This window comes from Dietzia sp. WMMA184 (assembly GCF_002441635.1).
Classification (GTDB): Bacteria; Actinomycetota; Actinomycetes; order Mycobacteriales; family Mycobacteriaceae; genus Dietzia; species Dietzia kunjamensis.
Map to the genome: position 1 here is coordinate 354,120 of NZ_NXEI01000001.1, position 25,667 is coordinate 379,786.

Below are 25,667 nucleotides of genomic sequence, written 5' to 3' on the forward strand. Positions count from 1 at the left end.
ACCCGGCCCCCGTTCTCCACAGCCCGCGCCGCCTCCACAGGGCGCCCCCGGCCCGATCCGCGACCAGCGGGCCGGGCCGTTTCCGTCCGGCAGGGTGAGCCCCGGCGGGCCCGGACGGACCGGGCGGCCGGGAGGGCTGGCGATGACGGGGGACGAGGCGGTGGGCGGCGAGGCGGCCGGGGACGGTGTGGATCCACGCCGACGGACGGGGCGACTCGGTGAGGAACACGCGGCGGGACTGATGCAGGCCCGGGGCGGGGTGGTCATCAGCCGGAACTGGCGGTGCCGGGCCGGCGAGCTCGACCTGGTGGTGTTGGATGCCGCGGGGCGGCTGCGATTCGTCGAGGTCCGGGCGCGCACGGGGACGGGCTTCGGCACTCCCGCCGAGTCGGTGACCCCGGACAAGCAGCGGCGTCTGCGGCGGTTGGCCGCCCACTGGCTCTCGGAGAACCCGGGCCGGTGGCGCCAGGTCTGCTTCGACGTGGTGGGCGTGGACCTGGCGGACCCGACTCGGCCCCGTCTCGAGCTGTTCGAGGACGTGCTGTAGCCGTGGCGCTCGGTCGGACGTGGGCTGTCACACTGCAGGGAGTCGGTGGACAGCTGGTGGAGGTCGAGGCCGACGTGGGCCGCGGGTTGCCCGGGGTCAGCATCGTGGGGTTGCCGGACTCGGCGGTGTTGCAGGCGCGGGAGCGGATGCGGGCGGCCGTGGTCAACAGTGGTCTGACCTGGCCGTCGGGCAAGGTCGTGCTGTCCCTGTCCCCGGCGGCGTTGCCGAAGCGGGGCTCGGGGTTCGACCTGTCGCTCGCGGTGGGCACGTTGACCGCGTCAGGGGAGCTGCCCGGGGCGGGCTTCGACGGCACCCTGCTGGTGGGTGAGCTGGCGTTGGACGGTCGGGTCCGGTCGGTGCGCGGGGTGCTGCCCGCCGTGCTCGCGGCGCGGGACGCCGGACTGTCCCGGGCGATCGTCCCCGCCGCGAACCTCGCGGAGGCCCGGCTGGTCAGCGGTATCGACACCGCGGGGGTCGACTCACTCGCGATGCTCGCGTCATGGTGCCGGGGCCGGGGAGCCCTGGTCACGGACGCCCCGGAGGTCCGCGCTGTGGGCGCGCGGTCCCACACCGACCTGGCGGAGGTGCACGGTCAGGACGACTGTCGGCGGGCTGTCGAGGTGGCTGCCGCCGGGGGGCACGCCGTGCTCCTGCGCGGGGCTCCCGGGACCGGCAAGACCATGCTGGCCCGGCGACTACCGGGGTTGTTGCCTGATCTGGGGGAGCGGGACGCCCTCGAGGCAACGGCCATCCACTCGGTGATGGGACGGCTCGCGGCGCGGGATCCGCTGCTACGCCGCCCGCCGTTCGTGGCTCCCCACCACTCGGCGTCGGTGGCCGCCCTCGTCGGCGGCGGCAACAACGTCGCACGCCCGGGGGCGGTGACGCTGGCGCATCGCGGGGTGCTGTTCCTCGATGAGTGCGCCGAGTTCCCCGGCCGGGTCCTGGACAGCCTCCGCACTCCGCTCGAGGACGGCGAGGTACGGATCGCCAGGCGCGACGGCATCTCCGTCTTCCCGGCCCGATTCCAGCTGGTGCTGGCGGCGAACGACTGCCCGTGTGGCAGTGCACGGCCCGATGCCTGTACGTGCACCCCCGATGCCCGGCGGCGCTACGGACGGTCGCTGACCGGGCCGTTGCGCGACCGGATCGACATCGCCGCACGGACGCTGCCGCTCGGGTCCGGGCTGTTCGCTGTGGACGAAGGTGAGGACACCGCCGCGGTACGGACGAGGGTGTCGACGGCGAGGGCGGCCGCCGCCGAGAGGTGGGCGGGGTGCCCGGAGGCCGCCGGTGCGCGGGCGAACGCCGAGGTCCCCGGCCGCGTCCTGCGATCCGTATGGGGGCTCGATCGTCGGGCGCTGCACCCCCTGGACCGGGCACTGGCACACGGGGTGTTGTCACCCCGCGGGGTCGACCGGTGTCTGCGCCTCGCGTGGACGGTCGCCGACCTGGACGGGGCCACCGTGCCGGGGGAGCCGCACGTGGCGGAGGCGCTCGTGCTGAGAGGGGAGGAGTGATGCCGGTGGAACGGGAGCAGGGATCGGTGGTGTCGTCGGAGGTGCGCGCGGCCTACGCCTACCTTGGCGCGGTGACCGAGCGCCCGACCGCGCAGCTGTGGGACCTGGTGGACTCGGTGGGGCCGGTGCGGGCACGGGAATTGATCCGCGCCGGTCGGGCCGGCGGCGCGGTGGCGGCCCAGGCCGAGGCACGGCGGGACCTCGTCGACGGGGATCGGCTGCTCGAGGCGGCCCACGAGGTGGACGCCCGGCTCCTCGTGCCCGGTGACCCGGGTTGGCCGGGGTTCGCCCTCGAGCCCCTGGACCGTCCACGCGGACGACGTCGCGCCGGGACGGGCGGGGTGCCCACCGCGTTGCGCCCGCTTGGGCTGTGGTGGCGTGGCCCCGCAGACCCGGTCAGGGTGTTGGGCAGGTCGGTCGCTCTCGTCGGGACCAGGGCGCCCACTCCGTACGGGAGGGCGGTGACCGCCGACCTGGGTGCCGGGGTGTCCGCCGAGGGGTTCACGGTCGTCTCGGGTGGGGCCTTCGGGATCGATGCAGCAGCGCACCGCGCCGTCCTCGGGGTTCGCGGCACCACGATCGCGGTCCTCGCCGGTGGCGTGGATCGGCTCTACCCGCGCGGGAACGACGCGATGCTGCGCGAGATCGCGGAGACCGGCGCGGTGATCTCCGCGCAGCCCCCCGGGACCGGGGTGACGCGGTATCGCTTCCTCGACCGGAACCGGATCATCGCGGCGTTGACCGGCGCCTCCGTGGTGGTGGAGGCGGCTGCCCGGAGCGGTGCGCTGAGCACGGCGGCGTGGGCCACCGCGCTGGACCGCCCTGTCGGCGCGGTACCGGGGCCGGTCACGTCGGTCGCGTCGGTCGGGTGTCACCTGCTGCTCCGGGAGCGGGGTGCGGTGCTGGTCTCTCGGACGTCGGACGTGGTCGAGCTCGCAGGTCGGATGGGGGAGACGGCGCCGCCCCCCAGGGGTGAGCCCGGCGCGTGGGACGGGTTGGACGACGCGACCAGGCGGATCCTCGAGGCGCTGCCCACCTCGGGTGGCGCCGAGCCCGCCGAGATCGCGGCCTCGGCGGGAATCGCACCCGTCACGGCGAGGGCCGTCCTCGGCCGGCTCCTGGCCTCCGGGGCGGCTGTACGGGGCCCGGAGGGGTGGCGCAGGTGCCGGGATGGCGGGGTGCAGATGACTTTCCCCGTGTCGTGACCCCGTCGCGTGGTCCGGCTGGCCCGGCCCGGCTGGCCCGGCCCGGCTGGCACGGCCCGGCGTGCTTGCGCCGGCCCCACGCGAGGGAGACAATTGGTACCCATGGGGCCGGTGAGCACGTCTGAGAGTGATGGGGACGCTCGGTCCGAGCCGTTCGGGGGCGTGGTCGACGACTTCGCGGACTACCTGCGTACCGGTCGCTCCCGGTCCGAGGCGACTGTCCGCTCTTACCGATCCGACGTCCGCGGCCTGCTCGCCCACCTCGTCCGGGACACCGACGGACCCTCCACCGCGGCGGACCTGCGCGGGGCACTCACCCTCCCGGCCCTGCGCGGGTGGCTCGCCGCCCAGGTCGGTGCGGGGGCCGCCAGGTCGACCGTCGCCCGCCGTGTCGCGGCAGCCCGATCCTTCAGCGGGTGGGCCGCACGGACCGGCCTCGTACCGACCGATGTCGCGGCCCGGCTCGAGGCGCCCCGCGCCCGTCGCCATCTGCCCGAGGTGCTCGACCTCGACCAGGCGGCCGAGACGATCCGTACCACCGAGCTCGCCGCGGCCGAGGGGGACCCGATCGCCCTGCGCGACCGGCTGGTCGTGGAACTGCTGTACTCCTGCGGTATCCGGGTCGCCGAACTGTGCGGGCTCGACGTGGACGACGTCGACACCGAGCGTCGCCTGCTGCGGGTGGTGGGCAAGGGCGACCGGGAGCGCGCCGTCCCGTACGGCCCGCCCGCGGACCGGGCACTGCGTTCCTGGCTCGACGGCGGCCGCCCGGCGTTGGCCACCGCCCGGTCCGGCCCGTCCCTGTTGCTCGGGGCGCGCGGGGGGCGACTCGACCCCCGGGCCGCGCGGCGGATCGTCAACGAGGTCACCGCGGCCACGCCGGGCGCCCCCCGGGTCTCGCCCCACGCGCTGAGACACAGTTCGGCGACACATCTGCTGGAGGGCGGCGCGGACCTGCGGCACGTACAGGAGCTCCTCGGGCACTCCACCCCGGCGACCACGCAGATCTACACGCACGTCTCGGCGGACCGCCTCCGGGCCGCCTACCGCGGAGCCCACCCCCGCGCCTGAGCGGGGAGCGCGGCCCGGGCGTCAGCCGGCTCCGTCTCCGGGACGTGTGGGCTTGAGGCGGATCGGCCGTTCGGAGTCCGCGAGCAGTGACAGCGGATCGACGTAGTCGTCGTCGTCACCGGACGGGTCACCCGACGTCACACGCGCGCCCCAGTGCAGGCACGCTTCGACCGGACACCCGGGGTGGCCGGCGAGGAGCCGGCCCACCTCCACACCCTCGACGACGTGATCTCCGGCCCGGACAGTGGCGCGCACCGGTTCGTACGTGGTGCGCACGCCGCCACCGTGGTCGATCGACAGGACCGGTCGCCCTCCCACGGCCCCCGCGAAGAGGACCGTGCCGTCCGCGGGCGCGCGGACCGACGCGAGCACCGTGCCGGCCAGATCCACCCCGCGGTGCCCCGGGAGCCATCGCTGCGCGGGCGGATCGAACGGGGTCGACACGGAGACCGGACCCGGCAGGGGGCTGCTCATGCCCGCCCGTGGCCCGACCGGCGCGGCATCGGCCACGGGGCCGACGGCGAGGACCCCCGCGGCCACGCCGGCACAAGCCAGGTTGCGGAGCCGACGGCGACCGATCCGGAGTGACTGCATACCGCGAGTCCACCGCACGCACCCCGCGTTCGCCACGGGAGATCGGCACCTGTGGACAGGATGGACGACCATCCCCAGACCAGACGCGCACCGGCACTCCCGGGAGCCCCCGCGCACGGGCGGAACCACGACCGCGGTGCGCGATGCCCGGAGCCCGGTCGGGTGGGCCGCCTTGGAGGGGCGCACCCGAGGGGTTATGCTTCCGGTGCGGTCGACTCTGCGTCGATCGACTTCGCGTGTCCTGCGGCAGCCCGGTTCCCGGGAGCCGCATCCGGGCCCCGGGGCTACGAGCCCCGGCCCCCCGGACGCCGGACCAGCAGGTGCCCCCGCCCGACGGGGGTCCGGCCCGGCGCGGACACCAGGGCCCGCGGCCACCCGGCTCGAGGGCGAAACCCGATACATAGAAAGCGAGGACGAGGGCCTCGCGGTCCGGCTGCTTCCAAGCCGGACGAGCCCTCAACCCATCATGGCAGTCATCTCCATGAAGCAGCTGCTCGACGCAGGTGCCCACTTCGGCCACCAGACCCGCCGCTGGAACCCGAAGATGCGTCGGTTCATCTTCACCGACCGCAACGGCATCTACATCATCGACCTGCAGCAGACCCTGACGTACATCGACCAGGCGTACGAGTTCGTCAAGGAGTCCGTCGCCCACGGCGGCACCGTCCTGTTCGTCGGCACCAAGAAGCAGGCCCAGGAGGCCATCGCCGAGGAGGCCGCCAAGGTCGGTATGCCGTACGTCAACCAGCGTTGGCTGGGTGGCATGCTCACCAACTTCCAGACCGTGCACCAGCGGCTCGTCCGCCTCAAGGAGCTCGAGTCCATGGAGCAGTCGGGCGGATTCGAGGGTCGCACCAAGAAGGAAATCCTCATGCTCACGCGTGAGAAGAACAAGCTCGAGCGCACGCTCGGCGGTATGCGTGACATGAGCAAGGTCCCCTCCGTGGTGTGGGTCGTCGACACCAACAAGGAGCACATCGCCGTCGGCGAGGCCCGCAAGCTGAACATCCCCGTCGTCGCGCTGCTCGATACCAACTGTGATCCGGACGTCGTCGACTACCCGATCCCGGCGAACGACGACGCCATCCGCTCGGTCACCGTGTTGACCCGCGTCATCGCCTCCGCCGTCGCCGAGGGCCTCAAGGCCCGCTCGCAGGCCGGCAAGGCCACCGGCGAAGAGGCCGAGCCGCTCGCAGAGTGGGAGACCGAGCAGCTGGACCAGGTCACCGGCGCCGCCACGGCAGAGGGTGCCGAGGCACCCGCCGAGGTCACCGGCACCGAGTCCCCCGTGGCCGAGGCCCCCGAGGCCGACGCCCAGGAGATCGCGGCCGCCACCTCCGAGGCGCCGGCCACCGAGGCCTGATCCTCACCACCAGCTCGAGCACCGTCGGGCCCGGCCGCCCACGATCCCCACGGGGATCATCCGGGGGCCGGGCCCGAGGTGTCGGAGGCGGTGGGCGGACCATCCACCGACGCCCCGGCGTCTAGGGTGGAGGCGATCGCCCGCCGACCGACTCAGAACACTTTTCCGACAGATCACGAACCCCTTTAAGGAGGGTCGCCCCACCATGGCGAACTACACCGCTGCCGACGTCAAACGTCTGCGTGAGCTCACCGGCTCCGGGATGATGGACTGCAAGAAGGCTCTGGAGGAGACCGACGGCGACTTCGACAAGGCCGTCGAGGTGCTGCGCATCAAGGGCGCCAAGGACGTGGGCAAGCGCGCCGAGCGCACCACGGCCGAGGGCCTGGTCGCCATCAAGGACGGCGTCATGATCGAGCTCAACTCCGAGACCGACTTCGTCGCGAAGAGCGCCGAGTTCATCGCACTGGCCGACAAGATCGTCGAGGTCGCCGCGGCCCAGGGGATCTCCGACCTCGACGCGCTGAACGCCGCCGAGCTCGACGGCACCACCGTGGCCGACTCGGTCGTCTCCTTCTCCGCCAAGTCCGGCGAGAAGCTCGTCCTGCGCCGTGTGGGCAAGCTCGACGGTCCCGTGGCCGTCTACCTCCACAAGCGTTCCTCCGACCTGCCGCCCGCCGTCGGCGTCATGGTCGCCTACTCCGGTGAGGGCGAGGCCGCCGAGGCCGCCGCGCGCTCCGCCGCGATGCAGGTCGCCGCTCTGAAGGCCCAGTACGTGTCCCGCGAGGAGGTGCCCGCCGACATCGTCGCCAAGGAACGCGAGATCGCCGAGGCCACCGCCCGCGAGGAGGGCAAGCCCGAGCAGGCGCTGCAGAAGATCGTCGAGGGTCGCCTCAACGGCTTCTACAAGGATGTTTGCCTGCTCGACCAGCCGTCGGTGACCGACAACAAGAAGACCGTCGGTGCCCTGCTGGACGAAGCCGGCGCCTCGGTCTCGGCCTTCCTGCGGTTCGAGGTCGGCCAGGCCTGACCACGGCCCGAACCCGCCGTTGCGGGTTCCCGAACGACGGCGGTACCCGGTACTCCGGGTACCGCCGTCGGCGTTCGTACGGCCGGGTGTGCCCGTACCCGGCGGGCTGGAGTGTGGCGGCCGTGGCGATAGGGCAGAATGAACCCGGTCCCACCACGGACCACACGCCACTCCGGCCAATCGACGTCGGGGGTGTGAACGCGCGCGACACGGGCTGGATCCGCCCGGGACGAGGAGAGGGATGACCGACCCGCGGGACGGCTACAAACGTGTGATGCTCAAGCTCGGCGGCGAGATGTTCGGCGGCGGCGGCGTGGGGATCGACCCGGACGTCGTGCAGTCCGTCGCCCGGCAGATCGCCGATGTGTCCCGGACGGGGGCGCAGATCGCGATCGTGATCGGTGGAGGCAACTTCTTCCGGGGTGCTCAGCTGCAGCAGCGAGGACTCGACCGGGCGCGTAGCGACTACATGGGGATGCTCGGCACCGTCATGAACTGTCTGGCCCTGCAGGACTTCCTCGAGCAGGAGGGGGTGTCGACGCGGGTCCAGACCGCCATCCACATGGGGCAGGTCGCGGAGCCGTACATCCCACTGCGCGCGGAACGACACCTGGAGAAGGGCCGCGTCGTGATCTTCGGGGCCGGGATGGGCATGCCCTACTTCTCGACCGATACCACCGCAGCCCAGCGCGCACTGGAGATCAAGGCCGACGTGCTGCTCATGGCCAAGGCGGTGGACGGCGTCTACACGGACGACCCCCGTACCAATCCCGACGCCGAGCTCTTCAGCCGGATCGAGCACCGCGAATGCCTCGAGCGGGGCCTGAAGGTAGCTGATGCCACGGCGTTCAGCCTCTGCATGGACAACGACATGCCCATCCTCGTGTTCAACCTCCTCACCGAGGGCAACATCGCGCGCGCCGTCGCCGGTGAGCAGATCGGGACGCTGGTGGCCAGCACGGCCTGACACGTCCTCGACCCGACCACCGACACCGACCCCAACGAAAAGGGACAGACATGATCGACGACACTCTGCTCGAGGCCGAGGACAAGATGGAGAAGGCGATCGAGCACGTTCGCGACGAGCTCTCCGCCATCCGCACCGGCCGCGCCAACCCGGGCATGTTCAACCGCGTGTTCTGTGAGTACTACGGGAGCATGACTCCCATCACCCAGATGGCGACCATCTCGGCACCCGAGCCGCGCATGCTCATCATCAAGCCGTACGAGATGTCGCAGATCGGTCCGATCGAGAACGCCATCCGCAACTCGGATCTGGGCGTCAACCCGACCAACGACGGCCAGGTCCTCCGCGTGACCGTGCCGCAGCTCACCGAGGAACGGCGTCGCGATCTGGTCAAGCAGGCCAAGGCCAAGGCCGAGGACGGACGCATCGCGGTCCGTGGCGTCCGGCGCAAGGCGATGGACGAGCTCAAGCGGATCGACAAGGACGGCGAGGCCGGCGAGGACGAGGTCAACGCCGCGGAGAAGGAGCTGGACAAGCTCACCCAGCGATTCGTCGGCGAGGTGGACGAACTCGTCAAGGCCAAGGAAGGCGACCTGATGGAGGTCTGACCTCCGCGACACCCATCACCCGAGAACCGAGGAGTATGCCGTGGACCCCGCACCCCAGGGCCCGCCCGGGCCCACCGCCGCGGCCGCCGCACCTCCGTCGCGCGCCGGCCGTGACCTGACCCGGGCGATCCCGGTCGGGGTCGGCCTGGGCGCGCTCGTGATCGCCAGTATCGCCTTCACCCCCCGCGCGTGGTATCTGGTCGCCGCTGGCGCCGTCGCCGTCGGCACCTGGGAGGTCTTCAAACGCCTACGGCAGGCCCGGTTCGCGCTTCCCCTGTTCCCGCTGCTCGCAGGCGGGCAGGCCATGGTCTGGGCGGGTTACCTCAACGGGGCGGAAGGCGCGTTCGCCGCGTTCGCCGTCACCGGCGTGGTCGTCCTGGTCTGGCGTCTGCTCATGGCCGGTCTGACCACCGCACCGAAGAACTACATGCGCGACGTGTCGGTCGCGGTGTTCGTGTTGGTGTGGATCGCGGTTCCGGGAGCCCTCGGCGCGATGCTGTCGGACGGTGACTACGGCGCGCAACGGGTCGTGGCCCTCATCCTGCTGGTCGTGTGCTCCGACGTCGGGGGGTACGTGGCCGGGGTGCTCTTCGGTAAGCACCCCATGGCCCCGGCGATCAGCCCCAAGAAGTCCTGGGAGGGATTCGCCGGGTCGATCCTGTTCGCCACGGTCGGTGGCGCACTCGTGGTCGCCCTGCTCTTCGACGACAGCATCTGGAAGGGCCTGTTGCTCGGCGTCCTGACGGTCTTCACCGCGACGCTGGGCGACCTGGTGGAATCCCAGGTGAAGCGGGACCTCGGAATCAAGGACATGGGCACGCTCCTGCCGGGGCACGGCGGATTCATGGACCGCCTCGACTCCGTGCTGCCCACCGCGGTGGTCGTCTGGGTCATCTTCACCTACGTCGTGCCGACCTGAGTCGTCGACCACCTCCGTTGGCACGGGTGACGTCGGCACGGGGCGAAGCCGCGAAGTGAGCGGACCCTCCGACCCGCGCCGGGGGTCGCGCGTCAGTGTCGGGCGGTCAGTTTGCGCGCCTTGCGTGCGCGCATCCGCAGCTGGAGGATCCGGAAGCCGGCGAACAGGGCCATGATCAACGCGCCGGCGATCGCGGCGAAGAGGATCAGCACCCCAAGCGGGAGGGTGAACTCCAACCCGAGAAAACGGACGTCGGTCGAGGTCGTGTTCTGCGCGATGAAGATCAACAGCAGGATGGTGACGAGCGCGCCCAGGACCAGACCCACCCACGCGGAGCCCAGAAGTCCCCCCGACGAATCGGGGACAGCATCCTGCACGTGGGTGCGTGTCGCAGGGGTCGACTCGTCGGCGGGAACGAGGGTGGAGTCCGCGTGGGTGTCCTCGAGGGGGATCTCGTCGCGCCCCTCGACGGGGGCGGCGTGACGACGGTCTGTCGGGTCGTGTGATCGCTGTGCCATACCTGGACTGTATGCGCTGGCGGCGTCGGACGGCACCGCTCGCGATGTGTTGCGGTCGCCCGTTTCTGACACAATGGCCGCATCATGGCTGAACCTCTCCCGCTCGTTTTTGACGCCCCCCGCCGAGGGCTGCCCCCTCGTCACTTCGCCGACCTCGACGCCGACGGTCGCGAGGCGGCGATGGGTGAGCTCGGAGTTCCCGCATTCCGCGGCAAGCAGCTGGCCAACCAGTACTTCGGGCGCCTCGAGGCGGACACCCGCGAGATGACCGACCTGCCGGCCGGCCTGCGGGCGAAGGTCGGAGAAGAACTGTTCCCCTCGCTGACCTCGTCGCTACGACACGTCACCACCGACGAGGGCACCACGCGTAAGACCCTGTGGAAACTGCACGACGGTTCGTTGGTCGAGAGCGTTCTCATGCGTTACCCCGACCGGGTGACCGTGTGCATCTCGAGTCAAGCCGGCTGCGGGATGGCGTGCCCGTTCTGCGCGACGGGGCAGGGCGGTCTGCAACGCAACCTCTCGGCAGCCGAGATCCTGGAGCAGGTCAGGGTCGCCGCCCGCGCCATGCGCGACGGTGAGATCCCGGGCGGGCCGGGGCGACTGTCCAACGTCGTGTTCATGGGCATGGGGGAGCCGCTCGCCAACTACAAGCGCGTCATGACCGCCGTGCGAGGCATCATCGCCCCGCCGCCGTCGGGATTCGGTCTGTCGCAACGCGCGGTCACCGTGTCGACGGTGGGCCTGGTCCCCGCCATCCACAAGCTGGCAGAGGAGGGGCTCCAGGTCACCCTGGCGGTGTCCTTGCACACCCCGGACGACGAACTCCGGGACACCCTGGTGCCCGTCAACAACCGGTGGCCGGTCTCCGAGGTCATGGACGCGGCCCGTCACTACGCCGATGCCACGGGGCGGCGGGTGTCCATCGAGTACGCGTTGATCCGTGACGTCAATGATCAGACCTGGCGGGGCGAGATGCTCGGTCGACTGCTCGCCCAGCGTCTCGGGCCCATGGCGCACGTGAACCTCATCCCGCTCAACCCGACGCCGGGCAGCGAGTGGGACGCCAGCCCCCGCCATCAGCAGGACGCCTTCGTCGCCGCCGTGCGCGCGGCCGGGGTCTCGTGCACGGTGCGCGACACCCGCGGCCAGGAGATCGACGCGGCGTGTGGTCAGCTCGCGGCCGAGGGGTGAGCGCGGGGGAGTGAGCGCGGGGGAGTGATCGCTGGGGAGTGACGACTGGCGAGTGACCACTGGGCCACCCACTGAGAGCTACGGACGACGAGAAGGGCCGCCACCACTCCATCGAGTGGTGGCGGCCCTTCTCGGGTCGACCGGGGTCAGTGCCTGGCCGGCGCCCGGCCCTGCGGGTTCCGGGCGGCCTCGGCCCCTACGTGACCCGAGGCGGCGGCGCCGACCACCGCGTAGTGGTCCGAGGAGACCTCGAAGACACGGTTCCGCTTGAGGGTGTCGTCCTTCTTGGGTCGCAGCGACAGGAACATCCAGATCGCGAGGAACACGGCGACCGCCACCAGCCAGATGTCCTCCACCCGTCCGATGTGGTTGCCGAACAGCATGGCCAACAGGAACAGGACGAAGAAGCCGCCCGTGACGAGGCCGACCTTCCTGCTGTGCTGGTGCCAGCCCCACTCGACCGAGGGCTCGTCGAGGGTGCTGATCCCGTCGACGACGATCTCCTTGCTGGTGTGGTGCCCGTCCGCGCTCATGCTCCCCGGTTCTCCTCACGGCTCGCTGGCAGCCCTGCGGGCCGCCGACATCGTGCCCAGTTTGTCACACGCCGTCCGGCGGTCGACGGGTAACCCGCCGGTCCCCGCCACACCTGGGGCCGCTGATGCGGCATCAGGTGGCTCCGGCGTGGACAATGGCGGGGTGACCACGCGCGTTCTCGTCCTCGGCAGTACCGGCTCGATCGGTACCCAGGCCCTCGAGGTGACCTCGGAGGCCGGACCCGGCCGTTTCGAGGTCGTCGGTCTGGCGGCCGGCGGTGGCCGGATCGATCTGCTGGCGGAGCAGATCCGCCGGACCGGCGTCCGGTTCGTCGCGGTGTCCGCCCCGGCCGCGGCCGAGCGGATCCGGTCGGCGTTCCCCGAGGCGACGGTTCTCGACGGTCCCGGGGCCGCCACCGAGCTCGTGGGGGCGGTGGAGGCCGACGTGGTGCTCAACGGAATCGACGGGTCCATCGGCCTAGGGCCCACCCTGGCCGCATTGCGCACGGGTGCGCGGCTGGCGCTGGCGAACAAGGAGTCACTCGTGGCCGGGGGCGCCCTCGTCACCGGCGCCTCGGCCCCGGGCCAGCTCATCCCCGTCGACTCCGAGCACTCAGCGATGGCGCAGTGTCTGCGGGCGGGGACGGCGGACGAGGTGGCGTCACTGGTGTTGACCGCCTCCGGCGGGCCCTTCCGGGGCCGTACCCGCGCCGAACTGGAAGGTGTCACCGCGGAGCAGGCGCTGCAGCACCCCACGTGGGCGATGGGCAGGATGATCACCCTGAACTCCGCGACCCTGGTGAACAAGTCCCTGGAGCTCATCGAGGCACACCTGCTGTTCGGGGTTCCCTACGATCGGATCGATGTGACCGTCCACCCCCAGTCGGTGGTGCACTCGGCGGTGACGTTCGTCGACGGCGCGACCGTGGCCAAGGCCTCGCCGCCGTCGATGAAGCTGCCGATCGCGTTGGCTCTGGGGTGGCCGTCGCGGATCCCCGGGGCGTCGACCCCGTTGGACTTCTCGCAGGCACACACCTGGACGTTCGAGCCGGTGGACTCCGAGACGTTCCCGGCGATCTCGGTGGCGCGGGCGGCGGGCGAGGCGGGGGGCCTGCGGACCGCGGTGTTCAACGCGGCCAACGAGGAGGCCGCCCCGGCGTTCCTGGACGGCCGAATCGGGTTCACCAGCATCGTCGACGTCGTGGCGGAGACCGTGGGGGCAGCCGATCAGTGGTCGTCCGATCCCCGGGATCCGGATGACGTCGCGGCGGCGGAGTCCTGGGCGCGGCGGCACGCCGCAGCCCTCGTCACGAGCCTGGAGGGCTGAGCCGTGTTGGTGTTCGGGATCGTGCTGTTCGCCCTGGGGATCATGGTGTCCATCGTGCTGCACGAGTACGGCCACATGCGGGTCGCGCTGTGGTCGGGGATGCGGGTCCGTCGGTTCTTCGTCGGGTTCGGCCCCACTCTGTGGTCCGTCCGGCGTGGTGGGATCGAGTACGGGCTCAAGGCGATCCCGCTCGGAGGGTTCTGTGACATCGCGGGGATGACCGCGTACGACCAGCTGTCCCCGGAGGACGAGCCGAGGGCGATGTGGCGCCAGGCGTGGTGGAAGCGCGTCGCGGTGTTGTTGGCCGGGCCCTTCATGAACGTCGTCCTGGCGATCGCGTTGTTCTACACGGTCGCCCTCGGCTGGGGCCTGGTGAACCGGGACGTCCAGCCGATCCCCACCGACCGCGTCGCGGCCGTCGTCGGGGACACCTGCGCGGGGGCGGACCGGTGCGGGGTCGGAGTGGGCCCGGCCGGCGAGGCGGGGATCCTGCCGGGCGACCGGATCACATCGGTCGACGGGGTGCCGGTGGTCAGTTGGGACGACCTGTCCACCGTGGTCTCGGCGCGGCCCGGTGAGACCGTGCCGGTGGCGGTGGAACGCGGCGGGGAGACGATCACGACGACGACGACGTTGACGTCAACGGGCGTGGACGGCGAGCAGCGGGGTGCGCTCGGGGTCCGACTCTCGGAGGACGGGATCCCCCGGGAGATCCTCGATGATCCGGCCTATCAGACCGTCAACACCTACGACGCCCTCAGCGCGGTGCCCGCGACCTTCGTCTTCACCGGGGAGATGGTCGAGGCGACCGTCGATGGGCTGATCTCGTTCCCGGCCAAGATCCCGGCGGTGGCCGCGTCGATCTTCGGGGGCGAGCGGGCGGACGACTCCCCGGTGTCCGTGGTGGGGGCCAGCTACATCGGCGGGCAGGCGGTCGAGCAGGGCCTGTGGAGCCTGTTCCTCCTGTTCCTGGCCGGCCTCAACCTGTTCCTGGGGGCGTTCAACCTCGTGCCCCTGACCCCGTTCGACGGCGGCCACATCGCGGTGGTGTTCTACGAGAAGATCCGGGACGCCGTCCGCCGGCTTCGCGGCCTCGCGCCGGGCGGCCCGGCGGACTACGAGAAGCTGGCGCCACTGACGATGGGGGTGTTCGTACTCCTCATCGGCGTCTCCGCGATCGTGATCACCGCCGACTTCGTCAACCCGATCCTGCTGCCCGGCTGAGCCGGGCGCACACCCACCTCGCACCCGCGCCCGGTTACCCGGATAATGGGACGCGGGACCTGCCCGCACCCGGCTGGCAGCCCCTACGGAAGGCCTGAAGTGAACGACTCCTCCTCGATCCCAGTGGGACTGGGCATGCCCGACGGCCCGCCGCCGGTCCTCGCGCCCCGGCGCACGACCCGGCAGCTGTTCGTGGGCCAGGTGGGCGTGGGCAGTGATCATCCGGTCTCGGTCCAGTCCATGACCACCACCAAGACCCACGACGTCAACTCCACCCTCCAGCAGATCGCCGAGCTCACGGCGTCCGGGTGTGACATCGTCCGCGTGGCGTGTCCCCGGCAGGAGGACGCCGACGCGCTGGAGACCATCGCACGCAAGTCCCCGATCCCCGTGATCGCGGACATTCACTTCCAACCCAAGTACATCTTCGCGGCGATCGATGCCGGGTGTGCCGCGGTGCGCGTCAACCCGGGCAACATCAAGGAGTTCGACGGACGCGTCAAGGAGGTCGCCAAGGCCGCCGGTGACGCGGGCATCCCCATCCGCATCGGTGTCAACGCCGGGTCGCTGGACCCGCGCCTGTTGGCCAAGTACGGCAAGGCGACCCCGGAAGCGCTCGTCGAGTCGGCGATGTGGGAGGCCTCGTTGTTCGAGGAACACGGCTTCGGCGACATCAAGATCTCGGTCAAGCACAACGACCCGGTGATCATGGTCGAGGCCTACCGCCGGCTCGCCGCGCAGACCGATTACCCGTTACACCTCGGCGTGACCGAGGCCGGGCCCGCGTTCCAGGGCACGATCAAGTCGGCCGTGGCGTTCGGTGCTCTGCTCTCCGAGGGGATCGGCGACACCATCCGGGTCTCCCTCTCCGCCCCGCCGGTGGAGGAAGTCAAGGTCGGCACGCAGATCCTGCAGTCGCTCAACCTGCGTCCGCGCAAGCTCGAGATCGTCTCGTGCCCGTCGTGTGGGCGCGCCCAGGTGGACGTGTACAAGCTCGCCGACGAGGTCACGGCCGGACTGGAGGGGATGAGCGTCCCCTTGCGGGTGGCCGTCATGGGCTGTGTCGTCAACGGGCCCGGCGAGGCCCGCGAGGCCGATCTGGGTGTCGCGTCCGGAAACGGCAAGGGCCAGATCTTCGTCAAAGGCGAGGTCATCAAGACCGTGCCGGAGGCGATGATCGTGGAGACCCTCATCGAGGAGGCCATGCGGATCGCCGAGGAGATGGGCGAGCCCGTGGGAGACGCCGCCGAGGGCCAGGGGCCCCAGGTCAAGGTCACGCGATAGACCGTGACCGACACGGCTGCCCCGGAGGCCGGGCTCGGCGGGTGCCGGGCGGTCGGTCGGGGAGAGTCGCGGGCGCTTGGCGACGTGCTCGCCGCCGACCCGTTGGTCTCCGCGCCGGCGGCGGAGAAGTTCGCCACGTCGGGTGTCGCCGCCGGCACCGACGGACGGTTCCTCACCTTGGGCGGGCCTGAGCGGTCTCTCGCGTTCGTCGGCAGTTCGGTGTTGCCGCTCCGGGGCGACGCCGCGGATCAGCGCGCTCTCGGTGACGCGGTGGCGCGACTGGGACTCGGGCCTATGTCGGTGCACGGTCGGCGCGACCTGGTCGCCGGCATGTGGCCGGCCCTGCGAGAACGCTGGGGCGAGGCCCGGGAGTACCGGGCTCACCAGTTCCTCATGGCGCTCGAGGGCCCGCTCGATCCGGCGCTCGTCCTGGCCGGCATCCGGCCCGCGACCGTGGAGGAGTTCGAACCGGTGCTCGCCGCCGCCGCGGCGATGTACCGCGAGGAACTGCGCGCCGACCCGTTCGCCGTGGGCTCCGGGATTCCGTTCCGGCGCCGCGTGGCGCGGTCCCTCGCGCGGGGGAGGACCTGGGTGGGGATCGACGACGGCGAGGTGGTCTTCAAGGCCGATGTCGCCGCGATCTCCCCGGAGGTCGCCCAGATCCAGGGCGTATGGGTACACCGAGATCGGCGGGACGCCGGGCTGGGGTCCGGCGGTACCGCCGCGGTGTGCGCCGCCCTTTGCTCACGGGGGCTCCGACCTTCCCTGGTGGTGAACGGGTCGAACGGCGCAGCCCGCGCCGCTTATCGGCGGGTGGGCATGGTCGACTCCGTCGAGTACGCGACGGTCCTGCTGTGAGTCATCTCGTCCGCACCGACCCAGAGCGGGGTACCCCCCGGCCGGCGGCTACGGGATCGGCCACGCCTGTGGGAAAGTGGAGCGTAGTCAGACCACGGACCCCGGAAGGTGTAATCCGATGACAGACAGTGTGGCAGTGCGCGCCGTGGGTGGCGCCCTCCGGGGGAGGGCCGTGTGAGTACCCCGATGACAGCACCGGTCACCCGGGCGCCCGCGGCCGCGACGGGGCCGACGGTGGTGGCGCCGGTGACCACGACGGGCCCGGTACGGGACGCGGCTGTCGACCCGGGCTTCCGTTCGCTGCGGCCGGCCGACCGGGCCATGCGGCGTCTGCTCGGCGTCCGGGCCGTCGACCGCAAGGCCGGCTCCGGCGCCCACCGGGCATTCCGGATCTCGGTGATGGTCTCGGCCGTGCGGTGCCTCATCACCTACCTCGCGATCCCGATTCTCGTGCCGCTGCTCAGCCTGTCCGGCTGGGTCGCGGCGCCCGTCGGTATCGCGTTGTGTGTGGTCGCCGTGGTGAACGGCGTGGTCAGCGTCCGCCGGTTCTGGGCGTCCGACCACGCCAAGCGCTGGATGTACACCGGCTTCATGGCGGTCGTGTTCGCGATCCTCGCCGTGGCGATGGTCTCCGAGTTCCACCGTCTGGGGGTGATCTGATGGATCCGCGCCAGGACTCCGACCCCGGTGTGGACACCGCGGCTGACGAGACGGCCCCGGTGACGCCCGACGATGCCGGCCCGCCCGCGAAGGGAGAACTCGGCGAGTCGTCCGCGGACGTGATCACGATGTGCCTGTTCGGGGCGATGGTGCTCATCGCCTCGGTGTGCTTCGTCATCTGGTGACCGGACCGGGGCGACCGGTCGCGCCGGGCGGGCCTATCCTGGGGGCATGACCACCTCCACCCGTCAGCCTCTCGTCCCAGGCGAACCCACCCCGATCCGGACCGTTCCCGAATCGATCCCGCGGCCGGAGTACGTCTGGCGCGACAGCGTCGACGAGGCCAACGGGGAGGCGTGGGTTCAGCCGGCTGAGGTCATCGACGCGATGCGCGTGGCCTCCAGGCTCGCCGCGGACGCTCTCGTGCTCGCCGGCGAGGCGGTCGCGCCCGGCGTGACGACCGACGAGATCGACCGGGTCGTACACGAGTTCCTGTGCGACAACGGGGCGTACCCGTCGACCCTGGGGTACAAGTCGTTCCCCAAGTCGAGCTGCGTCTCGCTCAACGAGGTGATCTGCCACGGTATCCCCGACACCACGGTGATCCGTGACGGGGACATCGTCAACGTCGACGTCACGGCGTTCATCCACGGCGTCCACGGTGACACCAACGCGACGTTCCTGGCCGGGGACGTCAGCGAGGAGGTCAGGCTCCTGGTCGAGCGCACGGAAGAGGCGATGAACCGGGGGATCAGGGCCATCCGACCCGGGCGCGAGGTCAACGTCATCGGGCGGGTCATCGAATCCTATGCCCGGCGTTTCGACTACACGGTCGTGCGGGAGTTCACCGGCCACGGTGTCGGCCCGACCTTCCACAACGGTCTGGTCGTGCTCCACTACGACGAGCCGTCCCGGACCGAGGTCCTCGAGCCGGGTATGACGTTGACCGTCGAACCGATGATCTCCCTCGGCGGGCCGGGGTTCGACGTCTGGGACGACGACTGGACCGTGACCACGGCCGACAAGGCGTGGACCGCCCAGTTCGAGCACACCGTCGTCGTCACCGAGGACGGGTACGAGATCCTCACCCTGCCGTCCGGCTCCTGAGCGTGTCCGGTGTCCCGCGGGCGCACCCGGCCGGCCGGGAAAAATTTGTGGACGATCGTCCTGATGCGCCCCTCGGTCGTGGACAATCCGGAGCATACTGTCCACCATGATCGATACCCCTCGCGGACCCGTGGAGCAGATCGACCTGGTGGTGGTGGGCGCCGGCTTCGGCGGCATCGCCATGGCCGACCGTCTGTTGGGGGAGGGGCGTGGCCGGGACTTCCTCGTCGTGGAGGCCGCGGACTCGGTGGGGGGCACCTGGCGCGACAACACCTACCCGGGGTGCGCCTGCGACGTCCCCACCGCCCTGTACTCGCTGTCCCGACACGCCCACCCCGGGTGGTCCCACTCGTTCGGGAGGCAACCGGAGATCCGGGCCTATCTCGAGTCCGTGACGGACCGCATCGGTCTCCGTGACCGACTCGTCACCTCCTGCGAGGTGACCGCGGCGGTGTGGGACACCGAGTCGGCGCACTGGGTCGTCGACACGAGCCGCGGGCGGATCCGGGCGCGCGATCTCGTGGTGGCCTCGGGGGCGCTGTCCGCCCCCTCGATCCCCCGGCTACCCGGTCTGGAGTCGTTCGAGGGCCAGGTGTTCCACTCCGCGAGGTGGCGCCACGACATCGCGCTCGAGGCCCGGAGGGTCGCCGTCGTCGGGACGGGGGCCTCCGCGGTCCAGTTCGTCCCCGAGATCGCCGGGCCCGCCGAGCACGTCACGGTCTTCCAGCGGACCCCGGGCTGGATCCTGCCCAGGCTGGACCGATCGATCTCCGGACGCCGTCAGTGGCTCTACCGACGCTTCCCGTTGGTACAGCGGCTGGTCCGGGGGCGGATCTATCTGGGTCGTGAGCTCTACGTCGTGGTGTTCACGCGGGCTCAGTTCCTGCTGCGGTTCTTCGAATGGTTCGCACGGTTCTACCTCTTCCTCAAGGTGCGGGACCGCGGGATGCGCCGCGCGCTCACCCCCCATTTCTCGATCGGGTGCAAACGGGTGTTGCTCACCAGCAACTGGCTCCCCGCCCTCACCCGGTCCGACGTGACCCTGGTGTCCGGCGCGGCGTCGGCTGTCACCCCGCGCGGGCTCGTGGCCGACGACGGCACGGAGCATCCGGCGGACGTCATCATCTTCGGTACGGGCTTCCAGCCGACCGAGCCGCCCATCTCTCGCGTGATCACCGGCGCGGACGGGCGCACCCTCGCCGAGCACTGGGACGGCAGTCCGCGAGCGCACAACGGCATCACCGTGGCGGGGTTCCCCAACCTGTTCCTGCTGTACGGCCCCAACACCAACCTGGGGCACTCGTCGATCGTGTACATGCTCGAGTCCCAGGCGGATCACGTACTGCGGTTGCTCGACCTCGCCGGGCGGGAGGCCCGACGCACCATCGAGGTCCGTCCGGAGGTGGAGGAGTCCTACGCCGCCCGGATGGACCGCGAACTGGCGCACACGGTGTGGAACCAGGGCGGCTGCTCGAGCTGGTACATCGACTCGCGGGGACGCAACTCCCTGCAGTGGCCGACGTTCACCTTCCGGTATCGGGAGCAGGTCCGCACCGTCGATCCGGACGAGTTCGTCCTCGCCTGAGGCCGGCGGGGAGCGGGTGTCACGCGACTCGCGGCCCCGCCCCCGATCGTCGGCCCACCGACGTCGCCCCCGGTCGTCTGCCTTCCGGCATCGTCCGGTAGCTAGAAGCCGCGGTCCGGGAAGTCCAGACCCAGCAATGCGTTCTCGACGACCTCGGCCATCGCCGGGTGGATCCAGTACTGCTTGCGCGCGAGGTCCGGCACCGTGATCTCGAACTCCATGGCCTGGATGAGGATCTGCACGAGAGACGGGGCGTGGGCGCCCATGAGGTGGGCGCCCAGGAGCAACCCGGTGGCGCGGTCGGCGATGAGCTTGCAGCACCCGACCGAGTCCTCCATCGCCCATCCGTACGCCACGTCGCCGTAGTCCTGGGTCTTCACGGTCACGTCGTACCCGGCCGCGCGGGCCTCTGCTTCCGTCAGCCCGACCGACGCGATCTGTGGCCAGCTGAACACCGCGTACGGCACGTGACTGTGGTGGAACGGCTGCAGGTTCTCCGGGTGGTTGAGGTTGTGGCCCAACACCCGCTGCTCGTGGTTGGCCACGTGCTTGAGCTGGAACGGCGAGCTCACGTCGCCCAGCGCCCAGACGCCCTCCGCCGTGGTGCGGCCGAACTCGTCCACGCGGACCCGCTCGCCGTCCATCTCCACCCCGGCCGCGTCCAGACCGAGCAGGTCCCCGTTCGGGGTCCGACCCGTGGCGACCAGCAGCGCGTCGCCTGCACAGGTCGACCCGTCCTCGAACGTGATCTCCACGCCCCGGCGGTCGTCACCGGTCGCGGTCATCGAGGTGACGTGCTGGCCGAGGCGGACGTCCCATCGCCCCCGGGCGGCGTCCGTGAACCGCTCCGCGAGTTCGCGGTCGAGATGCTTGAGCAGTACGTCCGACCGGCCGATGACGGTGACCTCGACGCCCAGCGCGGAGAACACGTGCGCGAACTCGCAGGCGATGAACCCGGAGCCCTGGATGACCATGGACTTCGGCAACTCGGCGATCCGCATGACGTCGTCGCTGGTGTGGTAGGCGACGCCGGCCTCGGTGACGATCTCGGGGATCGACGGCCGTGCCCCCGCGGCGATCACGACGGAGTCCGCGGTGATGATCTCCCCGGTTCCCGTGTCGATGGTGCGCGGGCCGACGAATGTCGCGTGACCGTCGAACACCGTGACGTTGTCGCAACGGTTGCGCCGGTAGTCCTCCCCGCTCGACGCGATCGGGTCGATGCGCCGGTCGAAGACCCGCGAGACGATGTCCGGCCACCGGACCCCGTCCAGAGTCGAATCGACACCGTAGGCGGACGAGTGCCGGATGGAGGTGGCCGTGTCGGCGGCGTAGACGAACATCTTGGTGGGGATGCAGCCGACGTTGAGGCAGGTGCCACCGAACGTCCCCTTCTCGCAGATCGCCACGGACTTGTCGGCGAACGATTCGTCGATCAGCGAGTTGCCGCTGCCCGTGCCGATGACGACCAGGTCGAAGTGGCGGGAGGGGGTCTGGGTCATGGGGTTCAGGACTCCTTGGTGTGTGAGGACAGGGTCTGGTCCAGCCAGCGCCCGAGATGGTCGAAGACCACCTCGAGGACGTCAGCGCGGGAGAGGAAGACGTCGTGCCGGGCACCCGGCACGGGGACGTCGGTGACGTCACCGGAGACACGGTCGGCGAAGCGCTCCATCGACCGGACGTCCAGGATCAGATCGGTGTCCACGTCGAGCACGGCGCCCCGTGGGCGGGCCCCGACCGACGATGCCGTCGACCGGAGCAACAGAACCGGGAGCGGTAGGTCGACCCCGGACTGTAGCCGCTTCTGGGCGCGCCGGACCGCGGCCAGCCACCCCGCCCGGACACCCACCCCGCCGGGGGGCTTGAGCGTGGTGTCGAAGTGGTAGTCACCGTCGTGGTCGACGTGCGTGCTGATCACATACCGGTCCGAGGTGGGTAGCGGCAGTCGGTAGAAGGGCCGGAGGGATCCGAGCGTGCGGATGACGGGGTCCAGCACGGGGCGGGCGCGCTCCGGGACGTCGAGCTGGAACCACGGGGAGTTCAGCACCACCCCCACGACGGGGGCGAGAGCGCCCCTGTCGCGACGTCTGCCCAGCCACAACGGCACCACCAGCCCCCCGGTCGAGTGGGCGGCCACGAGGACCGGCGTTCCCGGGTGCTCGGAGACGATCACGTCGAGAGCCTGATCCAACTCGTCGTCGTACCTCTCCAGGTCGGTGGTGAAGTGCGGTGTCAGACCTTCCCTCCGGGACCGGCCACATTTGCGCAGGTCGATCCCGTAGGTCGCGAACCCGCTCGACGCGAGGAACTCGGCGAGGTGGGTGTGGAAGAAGTAGTCCGACAGGCCGTGGACGACCAGGACGACGCCGGTGGGCTCGGCCGGTGCGTCCTCGTGGCGGACGAGGGTCGCGGAGATCTCACCCTCACCGTCGGGATCGGCACCGAGAGGCAGGGCGCGCCGTGTGTACGACGGCCCCAGCAGATCCGGGGCCCACTGCGGGTCGGATCCGTCGGGGGCGCCGGGATCTGGAGAGGGCGTCGACACGACGACCACCCTAGTCCGGTGTGTCCCACTCCCGGCGCGGTGAGTAGTCTGACAACCCTGTGGGCGCGGGCCTGTCGGGACGACCCGCGTCGACGAGAGATTCGGGTCCACGACCAATGAGCGAGGGTAGCCGGTGACTTCAGACCAGGTGGCAAAGCACGGAACGACGGATGTGGCGCTCATCGGCGCGGGCACCATGAGCGCGACTCTGGGTGCCCTGCTGCGGCGGCTCCAACCGGACTGGGACATCCAGGTGTTCGAACGGCTCGAGGGGCCCGCACTGGAATCCTCCGACGCCTGGAACAACGCCGGCACCGGGCACTCCGCCCTCTGCGAGCTCAACTACTCGCCCAAGACCGCCGACGGCGACGTCGACATCACCAAGGCCGTCAGCGTCAACGAGAAGTTCCAGGTCTCCCGGCAGTTCTGGTCCTATGCGGTCGAGAACACCATCCTCGGCGACCCCACCGAGTGGATCCGCCCCGTCCCGCACATGAGCTTCGTGGCGGGCAAGGACGGTCAGGACTACCTCCGGAAGCGTTACGACAAGCTCGCCGGGCACCCACTCTTCCCGGGAATGGGTCACACCACCGACTTCTCCGAGCTGGAGCGGCTCGTTCCGCTCATGGCCCGCGGTCGCTCGCCCGAGCAGCCCTTCGCCCTGAGCCACTTCTCGAACGGCACCGACGTCAACTTCGGTGCGCTCACCCGGCAGCTCATCAAGTACCTCACCCGCACGGGCACCGAGGTGCACTACCAGAACCAGGTCAAGGACCTCGAGCGCAACAGTGACGGCAGCTGGCGGCTGACCGTGGCCAACCGGCACACCGGTGACGAACGCACCGTCGACGCCAAGTTCGTGTTCGTCGGCGCGGGTGGCGGTGCCCTGCACCTGCTACAGAAGTCCGGCATCCCGGAGATCAAGGGCATCGGCGGTTTCCCCGTGGGCGGCCAGTGGCTGCGCTGCACCAACCCCGAGCTCATCGAGCAGCACCAGGCGAAGGTCTACAGCCAGGCCTCCGTGGGCGCGCCGCCGATGTCGGTGCCGCACCTGGACACCCGCGTCATCGACGGCAAGAAGGGTCTGCTGTTCGGGCCGTTCGCCGGGTGGACCCCCAAGTTCCTCAAGATGGGCAGCTTCCTCGACCTGCCGTCGAGCATCCGGGCCGGGAACCTGCTGCCCATGGCCAACATCGGCCTCACCGAGATGAGCCTGGTCAAGTACCTCATCACCGAACTCGCGAAGAACCACGGCGCCCGGGTCGACGCACTGCGCGACTTCGTGCCCTCGGCGCAGGACGGGGAGTGGGAGAAGGTCATCGCCGGACAGCGTGTCCAGGTGATCAAGCCCAGCGGACGGGGCGGAACGCTCGAGTTCGGCACCGCCGTGGTCAACGCGGCGGACGGGTCCATCGCGGGTCTGCTCGGAGCCTCCCCGGGCGCCTCCACCGCGGTGGACGCCATGGTCGACGTGCTCAAGCGCTGCTTCCCGAGCCGGTTCGCGGACTGGACGCCCGCCCTCGAGGAGATGATCCCCTCGCTCGGCCGGGACCTCTCCGAGGAGCCGACCCTGTTCACCGAGCAGTTCGAGCGCTCGACGCGCACCCTGAAGCTCGACCAGAAGGCCTGACGGATCGGCCCTGATCCGCCACCACGCACCATTCCTCATCCCCCGCTCACCCGACGTGGTGGCCGGGGGATGAGTCGTGTCACGGGCCGCGGGCCGAGGCCGGGGGCGGAGCCGTGGGCGGATAGGATCAGCAACATGATCCGGCCTGTGAACCCGTACCCCGTCGGTCTGGACCTCGAAGGCCGTCGTGTCGTGGTGATCGGCGGAGGGTCCGTGGCGCAACGACGCATCCCCGTCCTGCTCGAGGCGGGTGCGGTGGTGCACCTCGTGAGCCCCGACGTCACGCCCACGCTCCAGGGACTCGTGGACGCCGGGCGCATCTGGTGGGAGCCACGAGAGTACGAATCAGGCGATCTCGAGGGTGCGTGGTACGTGGTCGCCGCGACGAGGAACTCTCTGGTCAACGCCCGGGTCGCGGCCGAGGCCGAGCAGAACCGCACCTTCTGCGTCCGGGCTGACGCCGTGACGTCGGGTTCCGCGGTGACCCCGGCGGTGGTCCGCAGGGGCGAGATGCTCGTCGCAGTTCTCACCGGCGACCGCGCGCGTACCGCCGAGGCCCGGGACGTGGTCGCGCGGGCCCTCAGCGACGCGGGGGCGGAGGCACCCGAGGTCGACGAGGCGCTCCGCGGCACGGTCGCGTTGGTCGGAGGCGGGCCGGGGGCCGACGACCTCATGACGGTGCGTGGACGTCGACTGCTCGCCCGCGCCGATGTGGTCGTGGCCGACCGTCTCGCCCCCCAGCGTCCGCTGGCCGAGCTGCGGGCGGACGTCGAGATCGTCGATGCGGCCAAGATCCCCTACGGGCGGGCCATGGCACAGGACGCGATCAACGAGGTGCTGGTGGACCGGGCCCGCGCCGGCAAGTTCGTGGTCCGCCTCAAGGGCGGGGACCCGTTCCTCTACGGGCGTGGCTACGAGGAGGCGCAGGCGTGCGCGGAGGCGGGAGTGCCGTGCACGGTCGTGCCGGGCGTCTCCAGCGCCCTCGCGGTCCCGGCCCTCGCGGGGATTCCCGTGACCAACCGCGGGATGACACACGAACTGACGGTCGTGTCCGGGCACCTCCCGCCCGGACACCCGGGCTCCCTCATCGACTGGGACGCCCTCGCTCGTATGCGCGGGACGCTGGTGGTGCTGATGGGGGTCAAGAACTCCCCGGCGATCGCCGAGTCGCTCATGGCGGGGGGCCGCTCGTCGGACACCCCGGCCGCGGTGATCGTCGACGGCAGTCTCGACGGTCAGTCGACCCATCGCTGCACCCTCGGCACCCTCACCGACACCCTGGCGACCCACGAGGTCAGGCCCCCGGCCATCGTTGTGGTCGGAGACGTGGCCGGGCTTCCGCAGGCGCTGTCCACGGACCTGCGGCACCGCTGACGCA

At 70.9% G+C, this 25,667-nt stretch carries 25 protein-coding genes; 20 read left to right on the plus strand and 5 right to left on the minus strand.

The genetic code is table 11. The features are described from left to right. Positions 1-142 precede the first annotated feature (142 nt). The 4 genes from CK206_RS01630 (at position 143) to CK206_RS01645 (ending at position 4,343) form a co-directional block, all read left to right on the plus strand. Positions 143-547: a YraN family protein gene (locus CK206_RS01630; RefSeq protein ID WP_096905321.1), complete on the plus strand. Its 405-nt coding sequence runs from the start codon at positions 143-145 to the stop codon at positions 545-547. 2 nt (positions 548-549) lie between these two features. After that, positions 550-2,067 (plus strand): YifB family Mg chelatase-like AAA ATPase, encoded by a 1,518-nt coding sequence (locus CK206_RS01635; protein ID WP_096905322.1) that lies wholly within the window; start codon positions 550-552, stop codon positions 2,065-2,067. A gap of 5 nt (positions 2,068-2,072) precedes the next feature. After that, complete coding sequence (gene dprA / locus CK206_RS01640; RefSeq protein WP_254050445.1) at positions 2,073-3,272, plus strand: DNA-processing protein DprA; 1,200 nt, start codon at positions 2,073-2,075, stop codon at positions 3,270-3,272. Positions 3,273-3,374: 102 nt separating this feature from the next. Then, positions 3,375-4,343, plus strand: coding sequence for a tyrosine recombinase XerC (locus CK206_RS01645; protein ID WP_096905324.1), 969 nt, complete (start codon positions 3,375-3,377; stop codon positions 4,341-4,343). Positions 4,344-4,364: 21 nt separating this feature from the next. Here the strand turns inward: CK206_RS01645 and CK206_RS01650 are convergent, their stop codons facing one another. Beyond that, positions 4,365-4,817 (minus strand): M23 family metallopeptidase, encoded by a 453-nt coding sequence (locus CK206_RS01650; RefSeq protein WP_096907222.1) that lies wholly within the window; start codon positions 4,815-4,817, stop codon positions 4,365-4,367. Between the two features lie 586 nt (positions 4,818-5,403). Between CK206_RS01650 and rpsB the strand changes: the two genes are divergently transcribed. The 5 genes from rpsB to CK206_RS01675 all read left to right on the plus strand — a co-directional run bounded on the left by rpsB (position 5,404) and on the right by CK206_RS01675 (position 9,824). Continuing rightward, on the plus strand, positions 5,404-6,300 hold the full coding sequence (gene rpsB, locus CK206_RS01655; protein ID WP_067717612.1) for a 30S ribosomal protein S2: 897 nt from the start codon (positions 5,404-5,406) through the stop codon (positions 6,298-6,300). Positions 6,301-6,505: 205 nt separating this feature from the next. Continuing rightward, positions 6,506-7,330 (plus strand): translation elongation factor Ts, encoded by an 825-nt coding sequence (gene tsf, locus CK206_RS01660; RefSeq protein ID WP_069389369.1) that lies wholly within the window; start codon positions 6,506-6,508, stop codon positions 7,328-7,330. A 241-nt stretch (positions 7,331-7,571) separates the two neighbouring features. Then, entirely contained in the window at positions 7,572-8,297 is a 726-nt protein-coding gene (pyrH, locus tag CK206_RS01665; protein WP_067717617.1) for a UMP kinase, read from the plus strand. A gap of 50 nt (positions 8,298-8,347) precedes the next feature. Beyond that, positions 8,348-8,905 carry a ribosome recycling factor gene (gene frr / locus CK206_RS01670; RefSeq protein WP_067717618.1) on the plus strand — a complete coding sequence of 186 codons (558 nt, stop codon included), beginning with the start codon at positions 8,348-8,350 and terminating at the stop codon, positions 8,903-8,905. 40 nt (positions 8,906-8,945) lie between these two features. Continuing rightward, on the plus strand, positions 8,946-9,824 hold the full coding sequence (locus CK206_RS01675) for a phosphatidate cytidylyltransferase (RefSeq protein WP_067717620.1): 879 nt from the start codon (positions 8,946-8,948) through the stop codon (positions 9,822-9,824). Between the two features lie 92 nt (positions 9,825-9,916). Here CK206_RS01675 and CK206_RS01680 read toward each other — a convergent pair whose 3' ends face one another. Then, positions 9,917-10,342 (minus strand): lipopolysaccharide assembly LapA domain-containing protein, encoded by a 426-nt coding sequence (locus CK206_RS01680; RefSeq protein WP_096905325.1) that lies wholly within the window; start codon positions 10,340-10,342, stop codon positions 9,917-9,919. Positions 10,343-10,426: 84 nt separating this feature from the next. Here CK206_RS01680 and rlmN point away from each other — a divergent pair, with 84 nt between their 5' ends. After that, the gene (rlmN, locus tag CK206_RS01685; RefSeq protein WP_096905326.1) at positions 10,427-11,536 is read left to right on the plus strand and encodes a 23S rRNA (adenine(2503)-C(2))-methyltransferase RlmN; all 1,110 of its coding nucleotides are present in this window, start codon (positions 10,427-10,429) and stop codon (positions 11,534-11,536) included. A gap of 146 nt (positions 11,537-11,682) precedes the next feature. Here the strand turns inward: rlmN and CK206_RS01690 are convergent, their stop codons facing one another. Continuing rightward, entirely contained in the window at positions 11,683-12,069 is a 387-nt protein-coding gene (locus CK206_RS01690; RefSeq protein ID WP_096905327.1) for a DUF2631 domain-containing protein, read from the minus strand. Positions 12,070-12,232: 163 nt separating this feature from the next. Between CK206_RS01690 and dxr the strand changes: the two genes are divergently transcribed. From dxr to CK206_RS01730, 8 genes are all read left to right on the plus strand, one after another. Further along, positions 12,233-13,396: a 1-deoxy-D-xylulose-5-phosphate reductoisomerase gene (dxr, locus tag CK206_RS01695; RefSeq protein ID WP_254050446.1), complete on the plus strand. Its 1,164-nt coding sequence runs from the start codon at positions 12,233-12,235 to the stop codon at positions 13,394-13,396. Positions 13,397-13,399: 3 nt separating this feature from the next. Continuing rightward, positions 13,400-14,620 (plus strand): RIP metalloprotease, encoded by a 1,221-nt coding sequence (locus CK206_RS01700; RefSeq protein WP_256385622.1) that lies wholly within the window; start codon positions 13,400-13,402, stop codon positions 14,618-14,620. Between the two features lie 135 nt (positions 14,621-14,755). Next, positions 14,756-15,904 (plus strand): flavodoxin-dependent (E)-4-hydroxy-3-methylbut-2-enyl-diphosphate synthase, encoded by a 1,149-nt coding sequence (gene ispG / locus CK206_RS01705; RefSeq protein WP_096907224.1) that lies wholly within the window; start codon positions 14,756-14,758, stop codon positions 15,902-15,904. Between the two features lie 3 nt (positions 15,905-15,907). Continuing rightward, positions 15,908-16,762 carry a GNAT family N-acetyltransferase gene (locus CK206_RS01710; RefSeq protein ID WP_096905329.1) on the plus strand — a complete coding sequence of 285 codons (855 nt, stop codon included), beginning with the start codon at positions 15,908-15,910 and terminating at the stop codon, positions 16,760-16,762. 186 nt (positions 16,763-16,948) lie between these two features. Beyond that, a complete protein-coding gene (locus CK206_RS01715) occupies positions 16,949-17,422 on the plus strand; it encodes a hypothetical protein (protein ID WP_254050447.1) in 474 nt (157 codons plus the stop codon). Next, positions 17,422-17,607 carry a hypothetical protein gene (locus tag CK206_RS01720; RefSeq protein WP_096905330.1) on the plus strand — a complete coding sequence of 62 codons (186 nt, stop codon included), beginning with the start codon at positions 17,422-17,424 and terminating at the stop codon, positions 17,605-17,607. The genes CK206_RS01715 and CK206_RS01720 overlap by 1 nt, the downstream gene beginning before the upstream one ends. 46 nt (positions 17,608-17,653) lie before the next feature. Beyond that, on the plus strand, positions 17,654-18,529 hold the full coding sequence (map, locus tag CK206_RS01725; RefSeq protein ID WP_067717647.1) for a type I methionyl aminopeptidase: 876 nt from the start codon (positions 17,654-17,656) through the stop codon (positions 18,527-18,529). A 106-nt stretch (positions 18,530-18,635) separates the two neighbouring features. Continuing rightward, positions 18,636-20,114 carry an NAD(P)/FAD-dependent oxidoreductase gene (locus tag CK206_RS01730; protein ID WP_096905331.1) on the plus strand — a complete coding sequence of 493 codons (1,479 nt, stop codon included), beginning with the start codon at positions 18,636-18,638 and terminating at the stop codon, positions 20,112-20,114. A 101-nt stretch (positions 20,115-20,215) separates the two neighbouring features. Here CK206_RS01730 and mtr read toward each other — a convergent pair whose 3' ends face one another. Beyond that, complete coding sequence (mtr, locus tag CK206_RS01735) at positions 20,216-21,616, minus strand: mycothione reductase (protein ID WP_096905332.1); 1,401 nt, start codon at positions 21,614-21,616, stop codon at positions 20,216-20,218. 5 nt (positions 21,617-21,621) lie between these two features. After that, the gene (locus CK206_RS01740; protein WP_254050448.1) at positions 21,622-22,659 is read right to left on the minus strand and encodes an alpha/beta hydrolase; all 1,038 of its coding nucleotides are present in this window, start codon (positions 22,657-22,659) and stop codon (positions 21,622-21,624) included. Between the two features lie 133 nt (positions 22,660-22,792). On the opposite strand from CK206_RS01740, the gene mqo reads away from it, so the two are divergent. Further along, positions 22,793-24,289 (plus strand): malate dehydrogenase (quinone), encoded by a 1,497-nt coding sequence (gene mqo / locus CK206_RS01745; protein ID WP_096905334.1) that lies wholly within the window; start codon positions 22,793-22,795, stop codon positions 24,287-24,289. Between the two features lie 135 nt (positions 24,290-24,424). Continuing rightward, positions 24,425-25,663 carry a uroporphyrinogen-III C-methyltransferase gene (cobA, locus tag CK206_RS01750; protein ID WP_067717661.1) on the plus strand — a complete coding sequence of 413 codons (1,239 nt, stop codon included), beginning with the start codon at positions 24,425-24,427 and terminating at the stop codon, positions 25,661-25,663. Positions 25,664-25,667: the final 4 nt, after the last annotated feature.

Excerpts from the sequence above, each read along its gene's own strand:
- CK206_RS01630 (WP_096905321.1), top strand. The coding sequence starts at position 143 with ATGACGGGGGACGAGGCGGTGGGCGGCGAGGCGGCCGGGGACGGTGTG.
- CK206_RS01645 (WP_096905324.1), top strand. The coding sequence starts at position 3,375 with ATGGGGCCGGTGAGCACGTCTGAGAGTGATGGGGACGCTCGGTCCGAG.
- CK206_RS01650 (WP_096907222.1), bottom strand. The coding sequence starts at position 4,817 with ATGAGCAGCCCCCTGCCGGGTCCGGTCTCCGTGTCGACCCCGTTCGAT.
- rpsB (WP_067717612.1), top strand. The coding sequence starts at position 5,404 with ATGGCAGTCATCTCCATGAAGCAGCTGCTCGACGCAGGTGCCCACTTC.
- tsf (WP_069389369.1), top strand. The coding sequence starts at position 6,506 with ATGGCGAACTACACCGCTGCCGACGTCAAACGTCTGCGTGAGCTCACC.
- pyrH (WP_067717617.1), top strand. The coding sequence starts at position 7,572 with ATGACCGACCCGCGGGACGGCTACAAACGTGTGATGCTCAAGCTCGGC.
- frr (WP_067717618.1), top strand. The coding sequence starts at position 8,348 with ATGATCGACGACACTCTGCTCGAGGCCGAGGACAAGATGGAGAAGGCG.
- CK206_RS01680 (WP_096905325.1), bottom strand. The coding sequence starts at position 10,342 with ATGGCACAGCGATCACACGACCCGACAGACCGTCGTCACGCCGCCCCC.
- rlmN (WP_096905326.1), top strand. The coding sequence starts at position 10,427 with ATGGCTGAACCTCTCCCGCTCGTTTTTGACGCCCCCCGCCGAGGGCTG.
- CK206_RS01690 (WP_096905327.1), bottom strand. The coding sequence starts at position 12,069 with ATGAGCGCGGACGGGCACCACACCAGCAAGGAGATCGTCGTCGACGGG.
- ispG (WP_096907224.1), top strand. The coding sequence starts at position 14,756 with ATGCCCGACGGCCCGCCGCCGGTCCTCGCGCCCCGGCGCACGACCCGG.
- CK206_RS01715 (WP_254050447.1), top strand. The coding sequence starts at position 16,949 with ATGACAGCACCGGTCACCCGGGCGCCCGCGGCCGCGACGGGGCCGACG.
- CK206_RS01720 (WP_096905330.1), top strand. The coding sequence starts at position 17,422 with ATGGATCCGCGCCAGGACTCCGACCCCGGTGTGGACACCGCGGCTGAC.
- map (WP_067717647.1), top strand. The coding sequence starts at position 17,654 with ATGACCACCTCCACCCGTCAGCCTCTCGTCCCAGGCGAACCCACCCCG.
- CK206_RS01730 (WP_096905331.1), top strand. The coding sequence starts at position 18,636 with ATGATCGATACCCCTCGCGGACCCGTGGAGCAGATCGACCTGGTGGTG.
- mtr (WP_096905332.1), bottom strand. The coding sequence starts at position 21,616 with ATGACCCAGACCCCCTCCCGCCACTTCGACCTGGTCGTCATCGGCACG.
- cobA (WP_067717661.1), top strand. The coding sequence starts at position 24,425 with ATGATCCGGCCTGTGAACCCGTACCCCGTCGGTCTGGACCTCGAAGGC.